Genomic DNA, 21,162 nt, shown 5'->3' on the forward strand with positions numbered 1-21,162 from the left:
GTACGGTTCACGCGAAGCCTTCAAACCCGCAAAACCTTGCCAATGCCGGCCGCCTGGGTCAAGCGCTGGACACCCGGCCGGTTTCGGGATGACGGGTCTCACATAGTGATAAGAGGGGGTACGGGTGCGGGATAACTTTCCAGATACAAGCGACCACTCTAGTGATATATGTGCTGATCAGAGACTTGCTGCCTCATCGATCTCTCGGCTTCGAGGGTAGTCGACGTCCCATGATGGACCTTTGCTGCCCTCCCGTCGCTTCCCAAAGCGGCCTTCTTCTGATGAAATCGCGGCCGTGCCGCGTGCGGCTCGATCCGCTGCAGCAGGCATCGGTCGACGGGTCACGTATTGAAACGACGGAGGCGATGTCGTGAGCACCGGACCTACGACCCTGCCCGCAAAAGGTATGCGGGGGGGCGCTGCACCACGCCGCTGGCTACCCCGGCTACGGGACACCCGGATCCGGTCGAAGCTCGCGCTGCTGCTCGTCGTGCCTGTCGTCGCGGTTCTCGCGCTGGCCACGATCCGGCTGGTCGACATCGGACGGGGCGCCTACGACGCCGGTGTGCTCCGGTCGCTGACCGAACTCTCCAGCGACATCTCGGCGCTCACCCAGGACGTGCACAAGGAGCGGATCGCCGGCGCGCGGCTGCGTGCCAAGTCGCCGGAGACGACGACCGAGACGTTCGACGCGTACGTGCAGCGCACCGATGCCCGGATCGCCGCGTACAACGACCGGCGGGCGCAGCTCAGTGACATCCCCGACTCGGTGGAGACCCGGCTGCGGGTCATCGACGATCGACTGGCCACGCTCAACGGCACCCGGCAGGAGGTGCTGGAACGCCCGCAGATGGCGCCCGGCGAGGTCACCCTCCGGTACGAGGTGATCATCGGCGACCTCGTGGCGTACGGCGAGAACCTCGGTGAGATCTCCGGTGAGAGCGCGGTCGGTGACAGCCTGCGTACCCTCGCCTCGCTCGCCCGGGCCAAGGAGGCGGTGGCCAAGGAGGAGGCGGTGGTCTACACCGCCCTGGCCAGCGGCAACGGGGTGCTGGACCAGGAGCAGTTCGCCGCCTACATCGCCACCCAGACCAGCAGGCAGGAGGCACTGCTCGCCTTCTTCGCCTCCGCGGACACCCGGCAGGCGGCGGTGCTCAACGGTGCCGTCACCGGTGACGCGGTGATCCTCGCGGACAAGGTGGGGCGGGACCTGAACCGGTCCGTCGGGCAGAAGGCGTCGATCAGCGCGAGCGAGGCGGCGATCACGGTCGGCTCGATCAACGACCTGATGCGCTGGGCGGAGACCCTTCTCGAGTCCGACCTGCTCGACCAGGCCGAGGCGGCTCGGGCCGACGTCGTCCAACAGGCGATCATCGAGTCGGTGATCGTGCTGATCACGCTGATCATCGCGCTCGCCCTCGCCGTGGTACTGGCCCGGTCCCTCAACCAGTCGCTGCGCCGGCTCCGTGAGGGCGCGCTCTCGGTGGCCAACCACGACCTGCCGGAGGCGGTCCGCCGGCTGCGGGACGTCGGCACCATCGGTGACGGTGGCGTCGAGGAGATCGTCCGACAGGTCCGGGACCCGATCCGACTCAACCACAAGGACGAGGTGGGCCAGGTCGCGCTCGCCTTCAACGTCGTCCACAAGGAAGCGGTCCGGATCGCGGCCGAGCAGGCCGCCCTGCGGACCAGCGTCTCGGCGATGTTCCTCAGCCTGGCCCGCCGAAGCCAGACCCTGGTGGACCGGATGATCGGTGAACTCGACGCGATCGAGCGCGGCGAGGAGGACCCGAAGCGGCTGGCCCAGCTCTTCGAGCTCGACCACCTGGCCACCCGAATGCGCCGCAACGACGAGAACCTGCTCGTGCTGGCCGGCGCAGACTCGACGGCACCCCGCCGCGACGACGCGCTGCTGATCGACGCGCTGCGGGCCGCGCAGTCCGAGGTGGAGCTCTACAACCGGATCGAGTTCGGCACCGTCGACCCGGACATCTCGGTCGCCGCGCACGCGGTCAACGACGTGGTCCGGCTGGTCGCCGAGCTGCTCGACAACGCGACCCGCTTCTCGCCGCCGCACACCACGGTGGTCGCCGACGCGCGCCGGATCCGCGACTACGTGCTGATCCAGGTGGAGGACCGGGGACTCGGCCTCAGCGAGGAGCAGATGGACGCCCTGAACCGCCGGCTGGCCGAGCCGCCGGCGGTCGACGTGGCGGCCTTCCGGCTGATGGGTCTCGCGGTGGTCGGTCGGCTGGCGCACCGGCACGAGATCCGGGTCGACCTGCGCCGCAACGTCGAGGGCGGTACGGTCGCCCAGGTCACCCTGCCGGCCAGCACGGTGGTACTGCCGAACCCGCGTGGCCGAGACCAGGTCCTCGGCCGGCAGCGGCAGCCGCTCGCGGTCGAGCAGGCACCGGCCGCGAGCCGGCAGTCGACCGGTGCCGCCTGGCAGGAGACCCTCTCTCCGGTCGGCGCGTCGCGTGCCGGCGGCAGCCTGACCGAACAGTGGCGCAGCGCGGCGGGCAACCAGCAGTGGCAGACCGCGGGTGACCAGACCGGTGCGATGCCGGCCGGCACCGGAGCACCGGTCAACAGCCATCTGACGGCGAGCCAGCTGCCGGCCGCGCCCACCCCGGCGTACCAGCAGGGCATGACGCCGACGTACCAGAATCCGGCGTCCACGGCCCCGCCGGCCCACACGGGCCTGGCCGGTTCGACCGGGGTCAGCTCGCCGACCGTGCAGTACCCGACGGTCGCGTCGTCGCTGCCGCAGCGCGGCGCCGCCGGCGCCGGCGCGGCACCGACGCACGCCATGACGCCGGCGGCGGCACCCTCCGGCCTGCCTTCCGGTCCGGTCGCGGGCACCCCGGTCAGCGCCGCATCCGCGGTCGCGCCCCGGGTGGAGGACACCGGCGAAGCACCGATCTTCCGCGAGATGGAGGCGGTCTGGTTCCGTTCGCACGGGTCGGACTCGACCGCGATCTTCACCGTGCCGCCGGACGGCTACCAGTCGCCGCCGGCACCGAGCGGGGCGACCCCCGGCCGGGCCCCGCTGACCGCCCGCACTCCGGGCCGTTCCGCACCGCCGCCGGCCCCCTACGCGCCGCCGGCGCCGCCACCTGCCGCCGCGCCGCCACCGCCGGCCCCCGCGCCGGCCGCCCCGCCGGCGCCGGCCGCGCCGAACGGGAACGGGGGAGCCTGGCGGACGGCGGCCGACGAGGGTTGGGCCCGGGCCAGCCGGGCGGCGGAGCCAGCCAACGCCGGTACGACCCGGTCCGGCCTGCCCAAGCGGGTGCCCCAGGCACAGCTGGTGCCCGGTGGCGTCGAGCCCAAGAGTGCGCGTGAGCGGACCAGGCGTACCCCGGACGAGGTACGTGGTCTGTTGTCGGCCTACCACCGTGGCGTACAGCGCGGCCGGACGGCCGGTTCCGAGCAGAACGGCATGATCCCAACCAAGGAGACCAGCGGATGAACAGGCCAGCAGCGATACAGGACATGGGTTGGCTGCTCAGCAATTTCGCCGACAGTGTCGCCGGCATCGCACACGTCGTCGCGGTCTCGGCGGACGGACTGCTCCTCGCCTCCTCCCGGGACCTGCCGGCGGACCGGGCCGACCAGCTCGCGGCGATCACCTCCGGCGTGGTCAGCCTGACCGACGGCGCCTCCCGGATGTTCAGCGCCGGTGGGGTGCTGCAAACCGTGATCGAGATGGACAGCGGGTACCTCTTCCTGATGTCCATCAGCGACGGCTCCTCGATGGCCGTGCTGGCGGCCCGGAGCTGTGACGTGGGCCAGGTCGGCTACGAGATGGCACTGCTGGTGGAACGGGTCGGCGCCGCGCTGGTGCCATTGCCGCGCGAGGCTGTCTCCCGTCCCTAGCCGGGGAGATCAAGGATGGCAACGGTGCAACCGCGACTCGACGCTGAGGAGGTGACCACGGTATGGAGGGACGACGCGACGACCCGCGTGGCGCGCTCGTCCGACCGTACGCGGTCACCCGCGGCCGTACCGAACCTCGCCAGGACATCGCGCTGGAGGCGGTGCTCGTGGCGAGTCCGGCGGCGGTCGTGGAGTCTCGGTTCGCCGGCCATGACAAGCACCGCATCGCCACGATCTGCGAAGGCCGGGCGCAGTCACTGGCGGAGATCGCCGCGTACACCCGGCTGCCGCTGGGTGTCGCCCGGGTGCTGGTCGCCGACATGGTGGCGGACAGCCTGCTGACGCTGCACAATGCCGCTCCACCGGAGGCGTACGAGGAGCGGATGGAACTGCTTGAGAGGGTGCTAAGTGGACTTCGCAGGCTATGACCCGGCCGGGCCGCGTCGCGGCGGCGGTGGTGGTGGCGGTGGTGGCGGTATCACCTCCGCGAAGATCGTTATTGCCGGCGGGTTCGGCGTCGGCAAGACGACGCTCGTGGGCGCGGTCTCCGAGATCACCCCGCTGACCACCGAGGCGGTGATGACCGCGGCCGGTGTCGGCATCGACGATCCGTCGAAGGTGCCGGGCAAGGAGACCACCACGGTCGCCATGGACTTCGGCCGGATCACGATGGCCCAGGACCTGATCCTCTACCTGTTCGGCACGCCCGGACAGACGCGGTTCTGGTTCATGTGGGACGAGATCATCCGCGGTGCGGTCGGCGCGGCGGTGCTGGTCGACACCCGGCGGATCGCCGACGCCTTCGCACCACTGGACTACTTCGAGAACCGGCACCTGCCGTACGTCGTGGCGTTGAACCGCTTCGACGGCGCGCCGCAGTACGAGCCGGAGGAGGTACGCGAGGCGCTCGCGATCGCCCCGCACGTGCCGCTGGTGATGTGCGACGCCCGACACCGCGAGTCGGTCAAGCATGTGCTGGTGAACGTGGTACAGCACGCGATGGAGACGTTGCGCGCGGAGCACGGTCGGGGGCGGCCCACTCCGGTCGGCTGACTCTCGCGGTTGGGCAGGATTGCCGGGCCGGGGAGGCTCCGCGCTTCGATCCTGCACAACGAGGGGGACGGACATGCCGCAGCACAGTGGCCCCGATGGCGGCTGCGTGGTCGTCATCGGGGGTACCTCCGGCCTCGGCCGGGACCTGGCCGAGCACTACGCGAAGCGAGGGCTCGAGGTCGTCGTGACCGGGCGGGACCCGGCCCGGACCGATCGGGTCGCCGCCGAGATCGGCGGCCGGACGACGGGTGTCGCCGTCGACCTCACCGAGCCCGGGTCGGTCGCCGCCGCGCTCGCCGGGATCGGCGAGGTCAGGCACCTTGTCCTCGCCGCGTTCGTCCGCGACGTCAACAAGGTCTCCGACTACCAGATCGACCGCGCGGTCAGCCTGGTCACGGTCAAGCTGGTCGGCTACACCGAGGTGGCGCACACCCTCCGGAACAGGCTCTCACCGAAGGCTTCCGTGCTGCTCTTCGGCGGCGGTTCCAAGGACCGGCCGTTTCCCGGTTCGGCGACGGTCTCCACGGTGAACGCCGGAGTGGTGGGCCTGGTGAACGTGCTCGCCGCCGAGCTGCGGCCGGTCCGGGTCAACGCGCTGCACCCGGGGATCGTCGCCGACAGCCCGTTCTGGGCCGGGCAGCCGGCCGAGGTGCACGCGACCTACACGGCGCGCACCCTGACGGGCCGGCTCACCACGATGGCGGACGTCACCGACGCCGCCGTCTTCCTGCTGGAGAACCCGGCCGTCAACGCGGTCAACCTCGACCTCAACGGCGGTGCCGGACTGGCCTAACCCTGCGCATGGCGGTGCGGAGCGGGGGTGGCTCAGCCGGAGATCTTCCTGGCCCACGGCACCGCGAGTCGTTCCGCCCCGACCACGGCGTAGAAGAGGCCGATGCCGAGCACCCCGGTCAGGGCGATCGCGGCGAACGCCAGCGGGGTGTCGAACGACTGCTGGGTGCTGTAGATGACCGCTCCCAGACCCTCGTTAAGGGTCTGCAACTCGGCCACCACGGCGCCGATCAGCGAGAGTGTGATGCCGAGCTTCAGCCCCACGAAGACCTGGGGCAGCGCCCACGGCAGCCGTACCTTGAGATAGATCTTCAGCCGGGAGGCGTCCAGCGACCGGGCCAGTTCGTAGAGGTCGGCCGGGGTCGAGGTCAGGCCCGCCATGGTGGCCACCATGATCGGGAAGAAGGCGATCAGGACGACCAGGGTGACCTTGGCCCGCGAGTCGTACCCGATCCAGAGGATCAACAGCGGTACGAGGGAGACCTTCGGCACCGCGTTGAAGGCGACGATCATCGGCAGGGTGGCCTGCTCGATCAGGCGTGAGCCGGTCAGCAGCAACGCCGCGACCACCCCGCCGGCCGCCGCGATGCCGAAGCCGGCGAGCGTCCCCCAGAGCGTCGCCCAGGCCGCCTCGAACAGGTAGGCGGGCTCCCGGTCGAAGGCGTCGACGACCTCCGGCGGGGACGGCAGGAAGAGGGTCTCGACGTCGAAGACGATGGTCACCAGCCACCAGAGCCCGATCGCGACGACGGTGCCGGCGATCGGCAGCACGATCCGGGTGCCGGGGGACAGGTCGCGGCTAACGGTCATCTGATCCGCCCGGAGGGGGTGTCGTGCGATCCACCCGGAGGGGTCCAGACGCGCAACGTGTGCTCTCCTCTGCGTCGCGAAAGGGGACGGCGAGTGGCTGCCCACTCGCCGTCCCAGAGGTGTCACGCCGGCCGGTCAGGACCCGGGCGCGATGGAGAAGTCGATGACCTTCTCCGGGGTGAGACCGCTCGGGATGAGTTCAGCGCCCTGGAGGACGGCGATGGCCCGGGCGGCACGCTGCTCGTCGAGCGCGCCGATGGCGTTGCCCGGGGCCGAGGTGACGTACGGCGTCATGAGCTTGATCTCCGCCGCCGCCCCCTGTTCCTGCACGTTCGGGTTGTTGGCTTTCATGATCTTCGCGGCCTCGTCGGGATTTTCCACCGTGTACCTGAGGCCCTTCAGGGCCGCGTCCCGGAACCGCTTGACGACGTCCGGGTTCGCCTGCGCGTACGTGGCGGTGGTGGTGAGACCGGTGCCGAGCAGGTCACCGAGGTAGTCGGCGACCGGCAGGACCGTCATCTGCTGTTTGGTCACCGTCTCCACGGTGTTCCGGGTGATGACGAAGGTGCTGAGTACGTCGACCTTCTTGCCCACCAGCAGGCTCACCAGGGTCTGCGGGGTCGCCTCGACGAACTGGAGCTTGCTCGCGTCGAAGCCGGCGAGCCTGCCGTACGCCGGGAGCAGACTCCGGGTGATCGAGCCCTGGGCCACCCCGACCCGCTTGCCCTCGAGGTCCTTCGGCTTCGTCACGCCGGAACCGGGCGGGGCGAAGATCGCGACCAGGGTGCTCTGGTGCACCGCGGCGATCACCCGCAGGTCGGTGATCTGGCCCTTTCCGGTCTGAATCATCAACTGCGTGACGTCGCTGTAGGTGAACTGCGCCTTGCCGGAGAGCAGGCCCTGGTTGTTGGTGGCCGGGGCGCCCTTCTGGATGGTGACGTCGATCCCGGCCTCCTCGAAGAAGCCCTTGTCCTTCGCCACCCAGGCGAACGCGTCGTGTCCGCCGGTGCCGAATCCGGTGAGGTAGGTCACCCGGTCCGGGGTCTTGCCGCCGGTGTCGTTTCCGCCGGCGCCATCCGAGTCCGAACCCGAACAGCCGGCGGTGACCAGCAGGCCCGTTGCCAGTGCCACGGCGGCCAGCACGCGTATGCGCCTCGTCATTCCTACCCGTCCTTGAGAGGAGATTTCATTGAGGATGTGAATGGGCTGTCAGGTGCGCTATCGGCCGCGTCCCGATGGCTCCGCGGGCGGGCGGCACAATCGGCGGCCTTTGACGGCCTTCGACGGCCGGATCCGCCATGACCGTAATGCCTCGCTCGGTGTCTCGGGCAGTCCTCCTGACGCGCGTGCGAGCAGGTGCGACGCGACCTGAAATGGGTTCGACCAGGGTGACGAGGCGGCCCACCAGTCCCCTGTGCGCAGTCCCGGAGGAGAGTTCCTACGGCTCTCGGGACGTTGCGGCCTTACATTGCCAACCGCCTGTCGGGCAGTCAAGGGATCAAACCGAGCCGATACCCAAGCGTGAGGCGGCGGTCCTCCGGTCTGACCGAAGAGGATTCCGGCCGGATCGAGAAGGATTCCGGCCGGGTCGAAGAAGATTCAGGTCGGGTTGAAGAAGATCAGGTCGGGTTGAAGAAGATCAGGTCGGGTTGAAGAAGATCAGGTCGGAAAAGGCCAGATCAGAAAAGCTCGGGCCGAGGAGCGGTCAGTCGACCGGCAGCCGGTAACCGCGTTTGACCACGGTCTGCACCACGCCCGGGGTACGTAATCCGGCTCGCAACCGGGCCACCGCCATTTCGACGGCGTGCTCGTCGGCGCCCCTCGGCAGGGTACGCAGCAGGGCGGCCCGGGACATCACCCGGCCGGGCGTACCGGCCAGGGCGCGGAGCACCGCCATCGGGGCGGGGGCCAGCGGTCGCAGCTCACCGTCCAGGATGGCCGCGTGCCCGCGCAGGGTCAGCAGGTGCCCGGCGACCTTGACGCTGACCGCCCGTTGCGGCAGCTCGTCCACGATGATCCGGACCAGGGCGCCGAGCCGGGCCCGACCCGGCGACACCACCGGCACGCCGTGCCGGCGCAGCGGGGCGGCGGTGACCGGCCCGACGCAGGCGGCCAGGACGTCGGAGCGCATCGCGTCCAGCACCGCCTCGGTGTTGGGGCCGGCGGCCCGCAGCAGCGCGCCGACCGCGGGTGCGGAGGTGAAGGTGACCGCGTCCACCAGCCGGCCGGCGATCAGGTCGACCAGCCGGTGCAGCGGGGCCGGGTCGGTCGGCGCCGCCCAGCGATAGACCGGCACCTCGAGTACGCTCGCGCCGGCCGCCTCCAGCGCGGCCGTGCACTCCGGCTGCCGCTCGCCGTGCAACTGCATCGCGATCAACTGGCCGCGTACGCCGCGCTGCCGAAGGTGTTCGATCACCTCGTCACAGCTCTCCGAGGCGGGGGACCACTCGTCGCGCAGACCGGCGGCCCGGATCGCGCCCCGGGCCTTCGGCCCCCGGCTGACGATGTAGGCCCGGGAGAGCACCGCGCGCAGCGGCTCGGCCAGCCCCCAGCCCTCGGCCGCCTCCAGCCAGCCGCGCATCCCGATCCCGGTGTTCGCCATCAGGACGTCGGGCGGGTTGTCCAGGCAGGCCCGGGTCGCCGCGCGCAGCTCGGTGTCGTCGGCGAGTGGCACGATCCGCAGGGCCGGGGCGAGCACCACCCGGGCGCCGCGCCGTTCCAGCAGCGCGGTCAGTTCGTCGCGCCGCCGGTCGGCGGTGACCCCGACCGTGAAGCCGGAGAGTTCGCCGGACATCAGGTGTCCCCGGGCGGCCGGGCCGCCACCTCGACCAGCCCGTCACGGCACCGCACCCGGTAGGTCGGCACCGCCACCCCGGGCAGGTCCAGGCAGTCGCCGGTACGCAGGTCGTACACCTGTTTGTGCAGCGGGGAGGCGACGGTCGGGATCTCGCCGCGGCTGCCGACGATGCCCCGGGCCATCACGTGCGCGCCGGCCACCGGGTCCCGCTGGCCGATCGCGTAGACCCGGCCGTCGTGGGTGCGGAAGACCGCCACCTGCTCGCCGCCGACCAGCGCGGCCACCCCGCGCTCCGGCTCCAGCCGGCGGTACGGGCAGACGACCGTCCAGCGCACCGCCTGGCCGCCCGTACCGGCGACCTCGGTCAACTCGTCGTCGACCGGCGGGCCGTCGCCGATCGTGGTGTGCGAAGTCGTGGTGTGCGTGGTGTGCGTGGTGTGCGAAGTCAACTCGGTACCCCCACGGTCGTCGGCAGGCCGAGCGCCACCGGTCGACGCTCCCCCAGGGCCGGGACGGGCTGTCCCCGTTCCACCTCGAACGTGATCGACGGGTCCGGTACGTCGGGCGCGTTGACGAAGGAGGCGAACCGGCGCAGCCGGTCCGGGTCCGCCAGCGTGTCCCGCCACTCGTCGGAGTACGACCCGACGTGCCGGGCCAGCGCGGCGTCGAGTTCGGCGCAGAGCCCGAGCGAGTCGTCGACGATGACCGCTCGCAGGTGTTCCAGGCCGCCCTCCAGCGCCTCGATCCAGGCGGCCGTCCGCTGTAACCGGTCGGCGGTGCGGATGTAGAACATCAGGAACCGGTCGACGTACCGGACCAGTTCCTCGGTCGACAGGTCCTGGCCGAAGAGTTCGGCGTGCCGGGGCCGGAAGCCGCCGTTGCCGCCGAGGTAGAGGTTCCAGCCGCCCTCGGTGGCGATGATCCCGAAGTCCTTGCTCCGGGCCTCGGCGCACTCCCGGGCGCAGCCGGAGACCGCTGACTTGATCTTGTGCGGTGCGCGGAGTCCCCGGTAGCGCAGCTCCAGGGCGATCGCCAGCCCGACCGAGTCCTGCACCCCGTACCGGCACCAGGTCGAGCCGACGCAGGACTTGACGGTCCGCAGCGCCTTGCCGTAGGCGTGCCCGGACTCGAAACCGGCGTCGACCAGCCGGCGCCAGATCTGCGGCAACTGTTCGACCCGGGCGCCGAAGAGGTCGATCCGCTGCCCGCCGGTGATCTTCGTGTAGAGCTGGAAGTCCCGGGCGACCTCGCCGATCACGATCAGCTTCTCCGGGGTGATCTCGCCGCCCGGGATCCTCGGCACCACCGAGTAGGTCCCGTCCCGCTGGATGTTGGCCAGAAAGTGGTCGTTGGTGTCCTGCAGCGACGCCTGCTCGCCGTCGAGCACGTAGCCGTTCCCGAGCGAGGCGAGGATCGAGGCGACCGCCGGCTTGCAGATGTCGCAGCCCCGGCCCCGGCCGTGCTCGGCGACCAGCCGGGAGAAGGTGCGGATCCCGCGTACCCGGATGATCTCGAAGAGCTCCTGCCGGCTCTGCGCGAAGTGCTCGCAGAGCGCCCGGCTGAGGGGCACCCCGGAGACCGCCAGCAACTGCTTGAGCATCGGTACGCAGGAGCCGCAGCTCGTTCCGGCCCGGGTGCACGCCTTCAGCCCCGGTACGTCCGTGCAGCCCTCGGCGATGGCGTCGACGAGCTGGTCCTTGGTCACCCCGTTGCAGGAGCAGACCTGGGCCGAGCCGGGCAGCGCGGCGATCCCGGCACCGGTCCCGCCGCCGTCGCCGGCCGGGGCGAGCAGGGCCAGCGGCGGGCCGGGCAGCGCGCCGCCCACGCTGGCCCGCAACGCCGGGTACGCCGACACGTCACCGACCAGCACCCCGCCGAGCAGGGTCTTCGCGTCGTCGGAGAGGACCAGCCTGGCGTAGACCCGGGTGGCCGGGTCGGTGAAGGTCACGTCGAGGCAGCCCGGGGTCCGGCCGTGCGCGTCGCCGAACGAGGCGACGTCCACCCCGAGCAGCTTCAGCTTGGTGGAGAGATCGGCGCCGGGAAAGGTCGCCGTGCCACCGACCAGCCGGTCGGCCACCACCTCCGCCATCGCGTAGCCCGGGGCGACCAGGCCGTAGCAGGTGCCGTCGACGGCGGCGCACTCACCGATCGCCCAGATCCGCTCGTCGACGCTTCGGCAGCTCTGGTCGACCCGGATCCCGCCCCGTTCGCCCAGCGGCAGACCGGCGTCCCGGGCCAACTCGTCCCGGGGCCGGATGCCGGCGGCCACCACCACCAGGTCGGTGGGGAGCCAGCTGCCGTCCGAGAGGGTCAGCCCGGCCAACTCGCCGTCCGGGCGGGACCGGATCGCGGTGGTGGCCACCCCGAGCCGGGGCACCACGCCCAACTCCTCGACGTAGCGGCGCAGCATCGCGCCGCCGGCCTCGTCGACCTGCACCGGCATCAGCCGGGGGGCGAACTCGACCACCGAGGTGGACAGGCCGAGCAGCCGCAGCGCGTTCGCCGCTTCCAGGCCGAGCAGCCCACCCCCGATCACCGCTCCGGTGCGCCGGCCCTTGGCGAAGTCGCGGATCGCGGTCAGGTCGTCCAGGGTGCGGTAGACGAAGACCCCGGGCCGCAGCGACGGCGTCGGCCCGGGCGCGTCCGGCCCCCTCGCCACGTAGGCGCCGTCGATCGGCGGCACGAACGGGTACGACCCGGTCGCCAGCACCAGCGCGTCGTACCGGTACTCCCCGCCACCGGTGACCACCCGCCGCCCGGCCCGGTCGAGTTCCACCACCGGCTCACCCAGCCGCAGGTCCACCCCGTCGTCGGGACGGTGCAGGCTCAGCTCGTCGGCGTCCACCCCGTCGAAGAACGCCGAGAGCCGCACCCGGTCGTACGCCGGCCGCCCCTCCTCGGCCAGCACCGTGACCTGCCAGCGGCCCTCGGTGTCCCGGGAGCGCAGCGCCTCGACGAAGCGCTGCCCCACCATGCCGTTGCCGACCACCACAAGTCGCTCACCTTGTGCTCTCATGACGGCACTCCGCTTCGCTCCGTGCCGTCATGAGGCACGCCCGCCCTGAGCTGGCCGATTCGCTCACTTCGTTCGCTCATGCTGCTGTCGCCTCCGCTTCCACCGGGTCGGGAGTGTCGATCGAGGAGAGCCAGCCGAGGATCCCCTCGACGGCGTCCCGGCAACCGCCGCAGCCGGTGGTGGCCCGGGTCGCTGCGACGACGTCGTCCAGGGACCTCGCCCCGGCCCGCCAGCAGCGCACCAGCGCACCCTTGCGCACGGTGTTGCACTGGCAGACCGTGGCCGCGTCCGGCATCAGCGCCGGTGACTCGACCAGCGCCGGACTCGCGCTGTCCCGGCTGCGGCCGAGCAGCAGGGTGCGGCGGTCGACCGGCACCGGCGTACCCCGGTCGAAGAGCTGGATCACCGTGCCGACCGCCGGGTTGTCGCCGAGCATGATCGCCCCGGTGAGCCGTTCGCCGACGATCCGCAGCCGGGCGTAGGTGCCGCGGACCGGGTCGGAGAAGCTGAGTTCCTCGACGTCCGGAGCCGGGCCGGCGGCCGCGTCCCCCATCGCGGCCAGGTCGATGCCGGCGGCCTTGAGCCGGGTGACCGGTGGCTGCGGTCGGTAGCGCGCGCCGGGATCGTGCCCGGCCAGCACCTGGGCCAGCACCCGGGCCTGCTCCCAGGCCGGGGCGACCAGGCCGGTGACCACGCCCGCGTGTTGCGCGCAGTCGCCGATCGCCGAGATGTGCGGGTCGCTGGTGCGCAGCCGGTCGTCGACCACCACGCCCCGGTCCACGGTGAGCCCGGCGGCGCGGGCCAGTGTCACGTCGGGGCGTACCCCGCAGGAGAGCACCAGCAGGTCGGCGTCGAGTACCCGTCCGTCGGAGAGGGTCAGGGCGAGGCCGTCCGACCGGGCGTGCACGGCGCTGGCCGCCACGTCCAGGTGGGTGCTGACACCGAGCCCGGTCAGGGTACGGGCCAGCACCGCGCCGGCCGCCGGATCGAGCTGCCGCTCCATCAGGTGCCCGACCGGGTGCACCACGTGCACGTCGAGCCCTCGGGCGGCCAGCCCCCGGGCCGCCTCCAGCCCCAGCAGCCCACCGCCGAGCACCAGGGCGCGGCGGGCTCCGGCCGCGGCGGCCAGGATGCGCCGGCAGTCGTCCAGGGTGCGGAACACGGCGACCCGGTCCGGCAGCGCCGCCCGGTCCAGCCCGGCCAGCGGCGGGATCAGGGCCCGCCCGCCGGTGGCGAGCACCAGGTGGTCGTACCCGATCAGGTCGCCCTGGCCGGTGGTCACCGTCCGAGCCGCCGGGTCGACAGCGGTGACCTCGACCCCGGGCCGTACGTCGATGCCGTGCCCGGCCGCCTCGGCCAGCCGCACCCCGGACTCGTCCACCTTGCCGGCGAGCAGGCTCGACAACATGATCCGGTTGTACGCCCGGTGCAACTCGGCGCCGAGTACCGTGATCTTCGCGTCGCCGCGCCGGGCGGCCAACTCGGCGGCCAGCCGGGCGCCGGCCATGCCGTACCCGACGATCACGAACCGGTTCCGTGGCCCGTGCGCTTCCACTGCGGTCATGGGGCTGTCACCTCGGTGTTCGCTGACTGGACCCGCTCCACCCGGACCGCGCAGACCTTGAACTCGGGCATCCCGGAGACCGGATCGAGGGCGTCGTTGGTCACCGAGTTGACCCGGGCCGCGCCGGCCCAGTGGAACGGTGCGAAGACGGTGTCCGGTCGGATGGTCGGGGTCAGCCGGGCCGGCGCCCGCATCTCGCCCCGGCGACTGATCACCCGTACCTCGTCGCCGTCGTCCACCCCGAGCCGGGCGGCCAGGTCGGGATGCAGCTCCACGAAGGCGTCCGGGGCGACCCGGCGCAGCGCCTCGACCCGCCGGGTCTGCGCACCGGACTGGTACTGCGTCAGCACCCGTCCGGTGGTGAGGTAGACCGGATAGTCCGGGCAGACCTCCTCGGCGACCGGCCGGTGTTCCACCGGCAGGAACCGGGCCCGCCCGTCCGGGGTCGGGAACCGGTCGGTGAACAGCCGTGGTGTCCCCGGTCCGTCCTGCGCGGGACAGGGCCAGAAGACGCCGTCCTCGGCGTCGATCCGCGCCCAGGTGATCCCGGCGTAGTCGGCGGCACCGCCGGCCGAGGCGCGACGCAGCTCCGCGAAGACCTGTTCGGGTGCGGTCGGGAAGCGGGAGCGTTCCGACCCGGCCGCCCCGTCGACGTGGTCCAGCCGGTCGGCGAGGTCGGCCAGCAGGGCCAGGTCGGTGCGTACGCCCGGCGGTGGCGGCCGGAGCGCGCGGCGGCGCAGCACCCGGCCCTCCAGGTTGGTCATCGTGCCGTCCTCCTCGGCCCACTGCGCGGTCGGCAGCACCACGTCGGCGATCTCGGCCGTCTCGGACAGGACGAAGTCGGCCACCACCAGCAGGTCGAGGTCGCGCAGCCGGCGGGTGACCCGGGCCGCCCGGGGTGCCGAGACGACCGGGTTGGAGCCGAACACCAGCAGCCCTCTCGGGCCGCCGTCGGTGCCGAGCGAGTCGAGCAGCTCGTACGCCGACACACCCGGCCCGGGTAGCAGGTCGGGGTGCACCCCCCAGACACCGGCGACGTGTGCCCGGGCGGCCGGGTCGTCGATGCGGCGGTAGCCGGGCAGCTGGTCGGCCTTCTGCCCGTGTTCGCGGCCGCCCTGGCCGTTGCCCTGCCCGGTGAGGCAGCCGTACCCGGAGCCGGGCCGGCCGGGCAGGCCGAGCGCGAGGGCCAGGTTGACGAAGGCGGTCACCGTGTCCACGCCCTTGGCGTGCTGTTCGGCGCCGCGCGCGGTGAGGATGATCGCCCGGTCGGCGGTGCCGAGCGTCCGGGCCGCGGCCTCCAGGTCGGCGACCGGCACCCCGGAGAGCCGCTCGGCCCGGGCCGGCCAGTACCCGGCGGCCACCCGGCGCACCCGGTCGAACCCGGTGGTCCGGTCGGCCACGTAGTCCTTGTCGACCAGCCCTTCGGCCAGGGCGATGTGCAGCAACGCGTTCGCCACCGCGAGGTCGGTGCCGGGGGTCGGTTGCAGGTGCAGGGTGGCCTGCCGGGCGGTCGCGGTGGCCCGGGGGTCGACCACGATCAGGGTGCCGCCGCGCTGGCGCTGCTCGACCAGGTACCGGACCAGCGGCGGCATCGTCTCGGCGACGTTCGCGCCGACCAGCAGCAGGGTGTCGGCGGTACCGAGGTCGGCCAGCGGGAACGGCAGTCCCCGGTCGATGCCGAAGGCCCGCGTCCCGGCGGCGGCGGCCGAGGACATGCAGAACCGGCCGTTGTAGTCGATGTTCCGGGTGCCGAGCGCGACCCGGGCGAACTTGCCGAGGGCGTACGCCTTCTCGTTGGTCAGTCCACCGCCGCCGAAGACGGCCACCGCGTCCCGGCCGTACCCGGACTGGATCCGGCGGATCCCGGCCACCACCCGGTCCAGTGCCTCCGGCCAACTCGCCGGGTGCAGCGGCCCGCCGGGCCGGTCCCGCAGCAGCGGGGTGGTCAGCCGGTCGGGATGGTCGAGGAGTTCGGCGGCGGTCCAACCCTTCTGGCAGAGCCCACCACGGTTGGTGGGGAACTGCCGGGGCAGCACCTCCACCCGGTCGCCGGTGCGGCGCAGGGTCATCCCGCACTGGAGGGCGCAGTATGGGCAGTGCGTGACCACGTCTTGGGACACATCCTCCGAATGCGTCGCAGTGCGGGCACCGTCTGTCATGTCCGCCAAGCGTGCCGGCACCCGGTTTCACGGTCGGGTCCCGGTTGTTTCGGGCCTGTCAAGAGCCGTTCACACGGACCCCGCGCAACGGGTCGGCTCCGGAGGAGTGGATCTATGATGTGCAAGGCCGTTCCACACCTCAGGAGGCACTCCAGATGGCCGTGGTGTCGCTCTTCGACGCGGTGGCCGGGTCGTACGACGAGTCCCGACGCCGGCTCGTGCCATGCTTCGACGACTTCTACGGCACCGCGGTCGAGGTGGCCGCTCCGCCGCTGCGCCGGGCGCTGGCGTCCGGCCGGGTACCGGCCGCACTCGACCTCGGCGCCGGGACGGGGCTCTTCTCGATCCTGCTCGGCGCCGCCGTACCCGGGGTGCGGAGCACACTGCTCGACGGTGCCCCGGCGATGCTCGCGGTCGCCGAGGGGCACCTGACCCGGCGCGGGGTACCGCACGAGACGGTGGTCGCCGATCTGACCACGCCGCTGCCGGGTGGCCCGTACGACGCGGTGGTCTCCGCGCTCGCCATCCACCACCTGTCGGACGCCGACAAGCGGGACCTCTACCGCCGGGTCCGGCAGGTACTCGTCCCCGGCGGGGTCTTCGTGAACGCCGAACAGGTGGCCGGCAGCACCCCCGACCTGGACTCCCGGTACGACCAGGTGTGGCTGGCCCAGGTCACCGCGCTCGGTGCCACTGAGGCGGAGATCGCCGCGGCCCGGGAGCGGATGCTGCACGACCGCCCGGCGCCGATGCCGGACCAGTGCCGATGGCTGGTCGAGGCCGGTTTCGTCGGGGTGGACTGCTTCTACAAGTCGTGGCGGTTCGCCGTCTTCGGCGGCCGGCGCGAGCTGTGACGGGCAACGCGATACCGCAGAGCATCTGAGCGCCCACGGGGGGCGGGGCGGCAGATCTCACCGTCCGCCGCGGCCCGCCGTGCGCCGACCGTTGCCGCCACGACTTCACGTCCGAACCGCCGGGAAACCCGGTGCTCCTACGTTCGGCCGGCATGACGAGTACTGCCGCCGCGACCGGCCCGACGGCCGACCCGGGTACCGACAGCACGGCCTCCGCCCCGGCACGCGCCGGCATCCTTCCGGCACCGGACGCCACCACCGCGCCCGTGCCCGCCCGCCGGCACCGGCTAGACGACTGGCGTCCGGAGGACCCCGAGTTCTGGCGTACGACCGGAGCCCCGATCGCCCGGCGCAACCTGATCGTCTCGGTTGCCGCCGAGCACGTCGGCTTCTCGGTGTGGAGCCTCTGGTCCGTCCTGGTCCTCTTCCTCGGCCCGCAGTACGGGATCGACCCGGCCGGGAAGTTCCTGCTGACCGCCGTACCGGCGGCGCTGGGCGCGACGCTGCGGCTGCCGTACACCCTGGCGGTGGCCCGGTTCGGCGGGCGGAACTGGACGATCGTCAGCGCGCTGCTGCTGCTGGTGCCGGCGCTGCCGATGGCGATCCTGATCGAGCCCGGGGTGTCGTACGGCACGTTGATGGTGCTGGCCTGCCTGGCCGGGGTCGGCGGCGGCAACTTCGCCTCGTCGATGGCGAACATCAACCTCTTCTACCCGCAGCGACTCAAGGGCTGGGCGCTGGGCCTGAACGCGGGTGGCGGAAACATCGGGGTGGCCGCCGTCCAGCTCGTCGGGCTGGCGGTGCTGGCCACGGCGGGTGCCGCGTACCCGCGCCTGGTGCCGGCGGTCTACCTCCCGCTGATCGTGCTCGCCGCGCTGGCCTCGGCCCGCTACCTGGACAACATCACCGGGATTCGCAACGAGCGGGGGGCGCTCCGGGAGGCTGCCCGGGACCCGCACACCTGGGTGATGTCCGCGCTCTACATCGGCACCTTCGGGTCGTTCATCGGCTTCGGCTTCGCCTTCGGGCAGGTGCTGCTGGTGCAGTTCGGGGACCGGTTCGGCACCCCGCTCGACGCGGCGTACCTGACCTTCCTCGGGCCGCTGGTCGGCTCGCTGGTCCGGCCGGTCGGCGGGTACCTGGCCGACCGGTACGGCGGCGCCCGGGTGACCCTGGCGACCTTCGCCGCGATGGCGGCCGGCGCCGGACTGGTCTACCACGCCTCCCGGGAGCGCTCGCTGACCCTCTACCTGATCGGGTTCGTCGGGCTCTTCGTGCTCTCCGGGCTGGGCAACGGATCGACGTACAAGATGATCCCGGCGATCTTCCGGGCCCGGGCGGCCCGGTCGGTGGCCACCGGCGAGCTGGACCCGGACACCGCGCAGCGCCGGGCGTGGCGGCTTTCCGGCGCCCTGATCGGGATCGCCGGGGCGGTCGGCGCGTTCGGGGGCGTACTGGTCAACATCGCCTTCCGGCAGTCGTTCCTGGCGTACTCCTCGGCCGACGCCGCCTACCTCGCCTTCATCGCCTGGTACGCCCTCTGCCTCGGGCTGACCTGGGCGGTCTATCTCCGTCCGTCCCCCCGCCGCCTCCCCGGCGTATGACCTGCGTGCAGGGAAGGCCCCCGTATATCGTTTTCTGTTGTAGCCGGGGGCCCTTCCCTGCACCCGTTTTGACCGGGGTGTGGGCGACCGGGTATCGTTGCCTGCTGTTGTGTGACACCCAAGTTTTCACGTGACATCCGCGGGCGTGCCTTTCCCGGGTACGCTTGGTCGTTTGCGCGTGCCTGGCGACCGGTGCGCGACCCCAGACCGACGACGAGACAAGGTAGACCTGTGCGTACGTACAGCCCGAAGCCGGGTGAGATCGAGCGTCAGTGGCACGTCATCGACGCGTCAGACGTCGTGCTGGGCCGTCTGGCCTCCCACGTTGCCACGCTGCTGCGGGGCAAGCACAAGCCGACGTTCGCGCCGCACGTCGATACCGGTGACTTCGTCGTCGTCGTGAACGCGGGCAAGGTGGCGCTGACCGGCAACAAGCGGCACACCAAGGTCGCCTACCGGCACTCCGGCTACCCGGGCGGTCTGAAGCAGGTCGGCTACGACGAGCTGCTGACCAAGCGTCCCGACCGGGCGATCGAGCTGGCCGTCAAGGGCATGCTCCCGCACAACAAGCTCGGCCGTAAGCTGATCAAGAAGCTGAAGGTCTACGCCGGTGCCGAGCACCCGCACGCCGCGCAGCAGCCGGTGCCGTTCGAGATCAAGCAGATCGCGCAGTGAGCGCGGGCGAAGGAAACAGCATGACCGACACCATCGCGACCACCGAAGCCCCGGTGCCCGCCCCGGTGGCCCGGGCTCCTCGTGGCGACCGGCCGATCCAGACCGTGGGCCGCCGCAAGGAGGCGATCGTCCGGGTCCGGATCGTCCCCGGCAGCGGCAAGATCACTTGCAACGGTCGTGAGCTGGAGGCGTACTTCCCGAGCAAGGTGCACCAGCAGCTCATCAAGGAGCCGCTGGTCACCGCCGAGAAGGCCGAGGCGTTCGACGTCATCGCCAACCTGCGGGGCGGCGGCACCACCGGCCAGGCCGGCGGGCTGCGGCTGGCCATCGCGCGGGCGCTGATCGCCAACGACCCCGACGACCGCCCCGCGCTGAAGAAGGCCGGCTTCCTCACCCGGGATGCCCGGGAGAAGGAAAGCAAGAAGTACGGCCTCAAGAAGGCGCGCAAGGCGCCCCAGTACTCCAAGCGCTGATCAGCGGCAACACCTTGTACGTCTGACGTACGGCCGGACCCCGCCCCCTTCCGCGACGGCGGTGTCCGGCCGTTTCGTCTTCCACTGGTGCGCTTCCCGGAGGTTCCGCGCATGGGGCGACTGTTCGGCACCGACGGCGTACGCGGACGCGCGAACGCCGACCTCACCCCCGAGTTGTCACTCGCGGTCGCGGTGGCGGCCGCACACACCCTCGCGGAGGCCGACCGGAGCCATCCGCCACTCGCCGTGGTGGGCCGGGACACCCGGGCCAGCGGCGAGATGCTGGAGGCTGCGGTGGTGGCCGGACTGACCAGCGCCGGAGCCAACGTGGTCCGGGTCGGTGTGCTGCCCACGCCGGGGGTGGCGTTCCTGGTGGGCGAGGCGAAGGCATCCTTCGGGGTGATGCTCTCGGCCTCGCACAACCCGATGCCGGACAACGGGATCAAGCTCTTCGCGGCCGGCGGGCACAAGCTCCCCGACGACGTCGAGCTGAGGATCGAGGCCGCCGTCGAGGCGAACGGCACCGCCGGCTGGCAGCGGCCGACCGGCGCCGGCGTCGGCCGGGTACACGACCTGCTCGACGGTGCCGAGCACTACGTACAGCATCTGGTGGGCACGATCCCGCACCGGCTCGACGGGCTGAAGGTCGTCGTCGACTGCGCCAACGGCGCCGCCTCGGAGGTCGCCCCGGTGGCGTACCGGGAGGCCGGTGCCGAGGTGATCGCGATCCACGCCGAGCCGGACGGGCTCAACATCAACGACGGCTGCGGCTCGCAGCACCTCGACGACCTGCGGGCCGCCGTCGCAGAGCACGGTGCCGACCTCGGGATCGCGCACGACGGCGACGCCGACCGGTGCCTGGCGATCGCCGCCGACGGCAGCGAGGTGGACGGCGACCAGATCATGGGGATCCTGGCGCTGGCCATGCGGGAGGCCGGGACGCTGAGCCAGGACACCCTGGTCGCGACCGTGATGAGCAATCTCGGGCTCCGGCTCGCCATGTCCGCCGCCGGCATCCGGCTGGTCGAGACCAAAGTCGGCGACCGGTACGTGCTGGAGGAGCTGCGCGCCTCCGGGCTGGCCCTCGGCGGCGAGCAGAGCGGGCACCTGGTGTTGCCGGCGTACGCGACCACCGGCGACGGGGTCCTCACCGGGCTGCACCTGATGTCCCGGATGGCGGCGACCGGCCGTACCCTCGCCGAGCTGGCCTCGGTGGTGACCAAGCTGCCGCAGGTGCTGATCAACGTGCCGGTCGCGGACCGGACCGTGGGAGCCGGCGCGCCGGGCGTACTCGGCGCGGTGCAGCGGGCCGAGGCCGAGCTGGGCGAGACCGGCCGGGTCCTGCTCCGCCCCTCCGGCACCGAGCCGCTGGTCCGGGTGATGGTCGAGGCGCCCACCCTGGAGCTGGCCCGGGACATCGCGGAGCGGATCGCCGCCGAGGTGCGTACCGCCAGCCCGGTGCCGGCGTAACGGAGGCCCTGGAGCC

The 21,162-nt window shown here is 72.0% G+C and carries 17 protein-coding genes; 10 read left to right on the plus strand and 7 right to left on the minus strand.

All coding sequences use genetic code 11. The features are described from left to right. Positions 1–370 precede the first annotated feature (370 nt). The 5 genes from EV371_RS11300 to EV371_RS11320 all read left to right on the plus strand — a co-directional run bounded on the left by EV371_RS11300 (position 371) and on the right by EV371_RS11320 (position 5,725). Entirely contained in the window at positions 371–3,472 is a 3,102-nt protein-coding gene (locus tag EV371_RS11300) for a nitrate- and nitrite sensing domain-containing protein (protein ID WP_130461992.1), read from the plus strand. Continuing rightward, positions 3,469–3,879 (plus strand): roadblock/LC7 domain-containing protein, encoded by a 411-nt coding sequence (locus tag EV371_RS11305; RefSeq protein ID WP_130461993.1) that lies wholly within the window; start codon positions 3,469–3,471, stop codon positions 3,877–3,879. Before EV371_RS11300 ends, EV371_RS11305 begins: the two co-directional genes overlap by 4 nt. Positions 3,880–3,941: 62 nt before the next feature. Continuing rightward, positions 3,942–4,307, plus strand: coding sequence for a DUF742 domain-containing protein (locus EV371_RS11310; RefSeq protein WP_130461994.1), 366 nt, complete (start codon positions 3,942–3,944; stop codon positions 4,305–4,307). Further along, on the plus strand, positions 4,288–4,932 hold the full coding sequence (locus tag EV371_RS11315; RefSeq protein ID WP_130461995.1) for an ATP/GTP-binding protein: 645 nt from the start codon (positions 4,288–4,290) through the stop codon (positions 4,930–4,932). The genes EV371_RS11310 and EV371_RS11315 overlap by 20 nt, the downstream gene beginning before the upstream one ends. Before the next feature lie 73 nt (positions 4,933–5,005). Then, the gene (locus tag EV371_RS11320) at positions 5,006–5,725 is read left to right on the plus strand and encodes an SDR family oxidoreductase (RefSeq protein ID WP_130461996.1); all 720 of its coding nucleotides are present in this window, start codon (positions 5,006–5,008) and stop codon (positions 5,723–5,725) included. A 32-nt stretch (positions 5,726–5,757) separates the two neighbouring features. Here EV371_RS11320 and EV371_RS11325 read toward each other — a convergent pair whose 3' ends face one another. From EV371_RS11325 to EV371_RS11355, 7 genes are all read right to left on the minus strand, one after another. Further along, complete coding sequence (locus EV371_RS11325) at positions 5,758–6,534, minus strand: ABC transporter permease subunit (protein ID WP_130461997.1); 777 nt, start codon at positions 6,532–6,534, stop codon at positions 5,758–5,760. 135 nt (positions 6,535–6,669) lie between these two features. After that, positions 6,670–7,695 carry an ABC transporter substrate-binding protein gene (locus EV371_RS11330; RefSeq protein WP_130461998.1) on the minus strand — a complete coding sequence of 342 codons (1,026 nt, stop codon included), beginning with the start codon at positions 7,693–7,695 and terminating at the stop codon, positions 6,670–6,672. Positions 7,696–8,239: 544 nt separating this feature from the next. Then, the gene (locus EV371_RS11335; protein WP_130461999.1) at positions 8,240–9,328 is read right to left on the minus strand and encodes a uroporphyrinogen-III synthase; all 1,089 of its coding nucleotides are present in this window, start codon (positions 9,326–9,328) and stop codon (positions 8,240–8,242) included. Next, positions 9,328–9,666, minus strand: a complete 339-nt coding sequence (gene nirD / locus EV371_RS11340) for a nitrite reductase small subunit NirD (protein WP_130465825.1) — start codon at positions 9,664–9,666, stop codon at positions 9,328–9,330. Before nirD ends, EV371_RS11335 begins: the two co-directional genes overlap by 1 nt. 110 nt (positions 9,667–9,776) lie before the next feature. Then, on the minus strand, positions 9,777–12,347 hold the full coding sequence (gene nirB, locus EV371_RS11345; protein ID WP_130462000.1) for a nitrite reductase large subunit NirB: 2,571 nt from the start codon (positions 12,345–12,347) through the stop codon (positions 9,777–9,779). A 76-nt stretch (positions 12,348–12,423) separates the two neighbouring features. Then, positions 12,424–13,911, minus strand: coding sequence for an FAD-dependent oxidoreductase (locus EV371_RS11350; RefSeq protein WP_130462001.1), 1,488 nt, complete (start codon positions 13,909–13,911; stop codon positions 12,424–12,426). After that, positions 13,908–16,070: a molybdopterin oxidoreductase family protein gene (locus EV371_RS11355; RefSeq protein ID WP_130462002.1), complete on the minus strand. Its 2,163-nt coding sequence runs from the start codon at positions 16,068–16,070 to the stop codon at positions 13,908–13,910. The genes EV371_RS11350 and EV371_RS11355 overlap by 4 nt, the downstream gene beginning before the upstream one ends. A gap of 155 nt (positions 16,071–16,225) precedes the next feature. On the opposite strand from EV371_RS11355, the gene EV371_RS11360 reads away from it, so the two are divergent. The 5 genes from EV371_RS11360 (at position 16,226) to glmM (ending at position 21,146) form a co-directional block, all read left to right on the plus strand. Continuing rightward, positions 16,226–16,924, plus strand: a complete 699-nt coding sequence (locus tag EV371_RS11360; protein ID WP_130462003.1) for a methyltransferase domain-containing protein — start codon at positions 16,226–16,228, stop codon at positions 16,922–16,924. A gap of 152 nt (positions 16,925–17,076) precedes the next feature. Further along, positions 17,077–18,528 carry an MFS transporter gene (locus tag EV371_RS11365; RefSeq protein WP_130462004.1) on the plus strand — a complete coding sequence of 484 codons (1,452 nt, stop codon included), beginning with the start codon at positions 17,077–17,079 and terminating at the stop codon, positions 18,526–18,528. A gap of 231 nt (positions 18,529–18,759) precedes the next feature. Beyond that, entirely contained in the window at positions 18,760–19,203 is a 444-nt protein-coding gene (gene rplM, locus EV371_RS11370) for a 50S ribosomal protein L13 (protein WP_130462005.1), read from the plus strand. 20 nt (positions 19,204–19,223) lie between these two features. Next, the gene (gene rpsI / locus EV371_RS11375) at positions 19,224–19,676 is read left to right on the plus strand and encodes a 30S ribosomal protein S9 (RefSeq protein ID WP_130462006.1); all 453 of its coding nucleotides are present in this window, start codon (positions 19,224–19,226) and stop codon (positions 19,674–19,676) included. Positions 19,677–19,787: 111 nt separating this feature from the next. Further along, a complete protein-coding gene (glmM, locus tag EV371_RS11380) occupies positions 19,788–21,146 on the plus strand; it encodes a phosphoglucosamine mutase (protein ID WP_130462007.1) in 1,359 nt (452 codons plus the stop codon). Positions 21,147–21,162 lie beyond the last annotated feature (16 nt).

Source organism: Plantactinospora sp. CNZ321, from assembly GCF_004217235.1.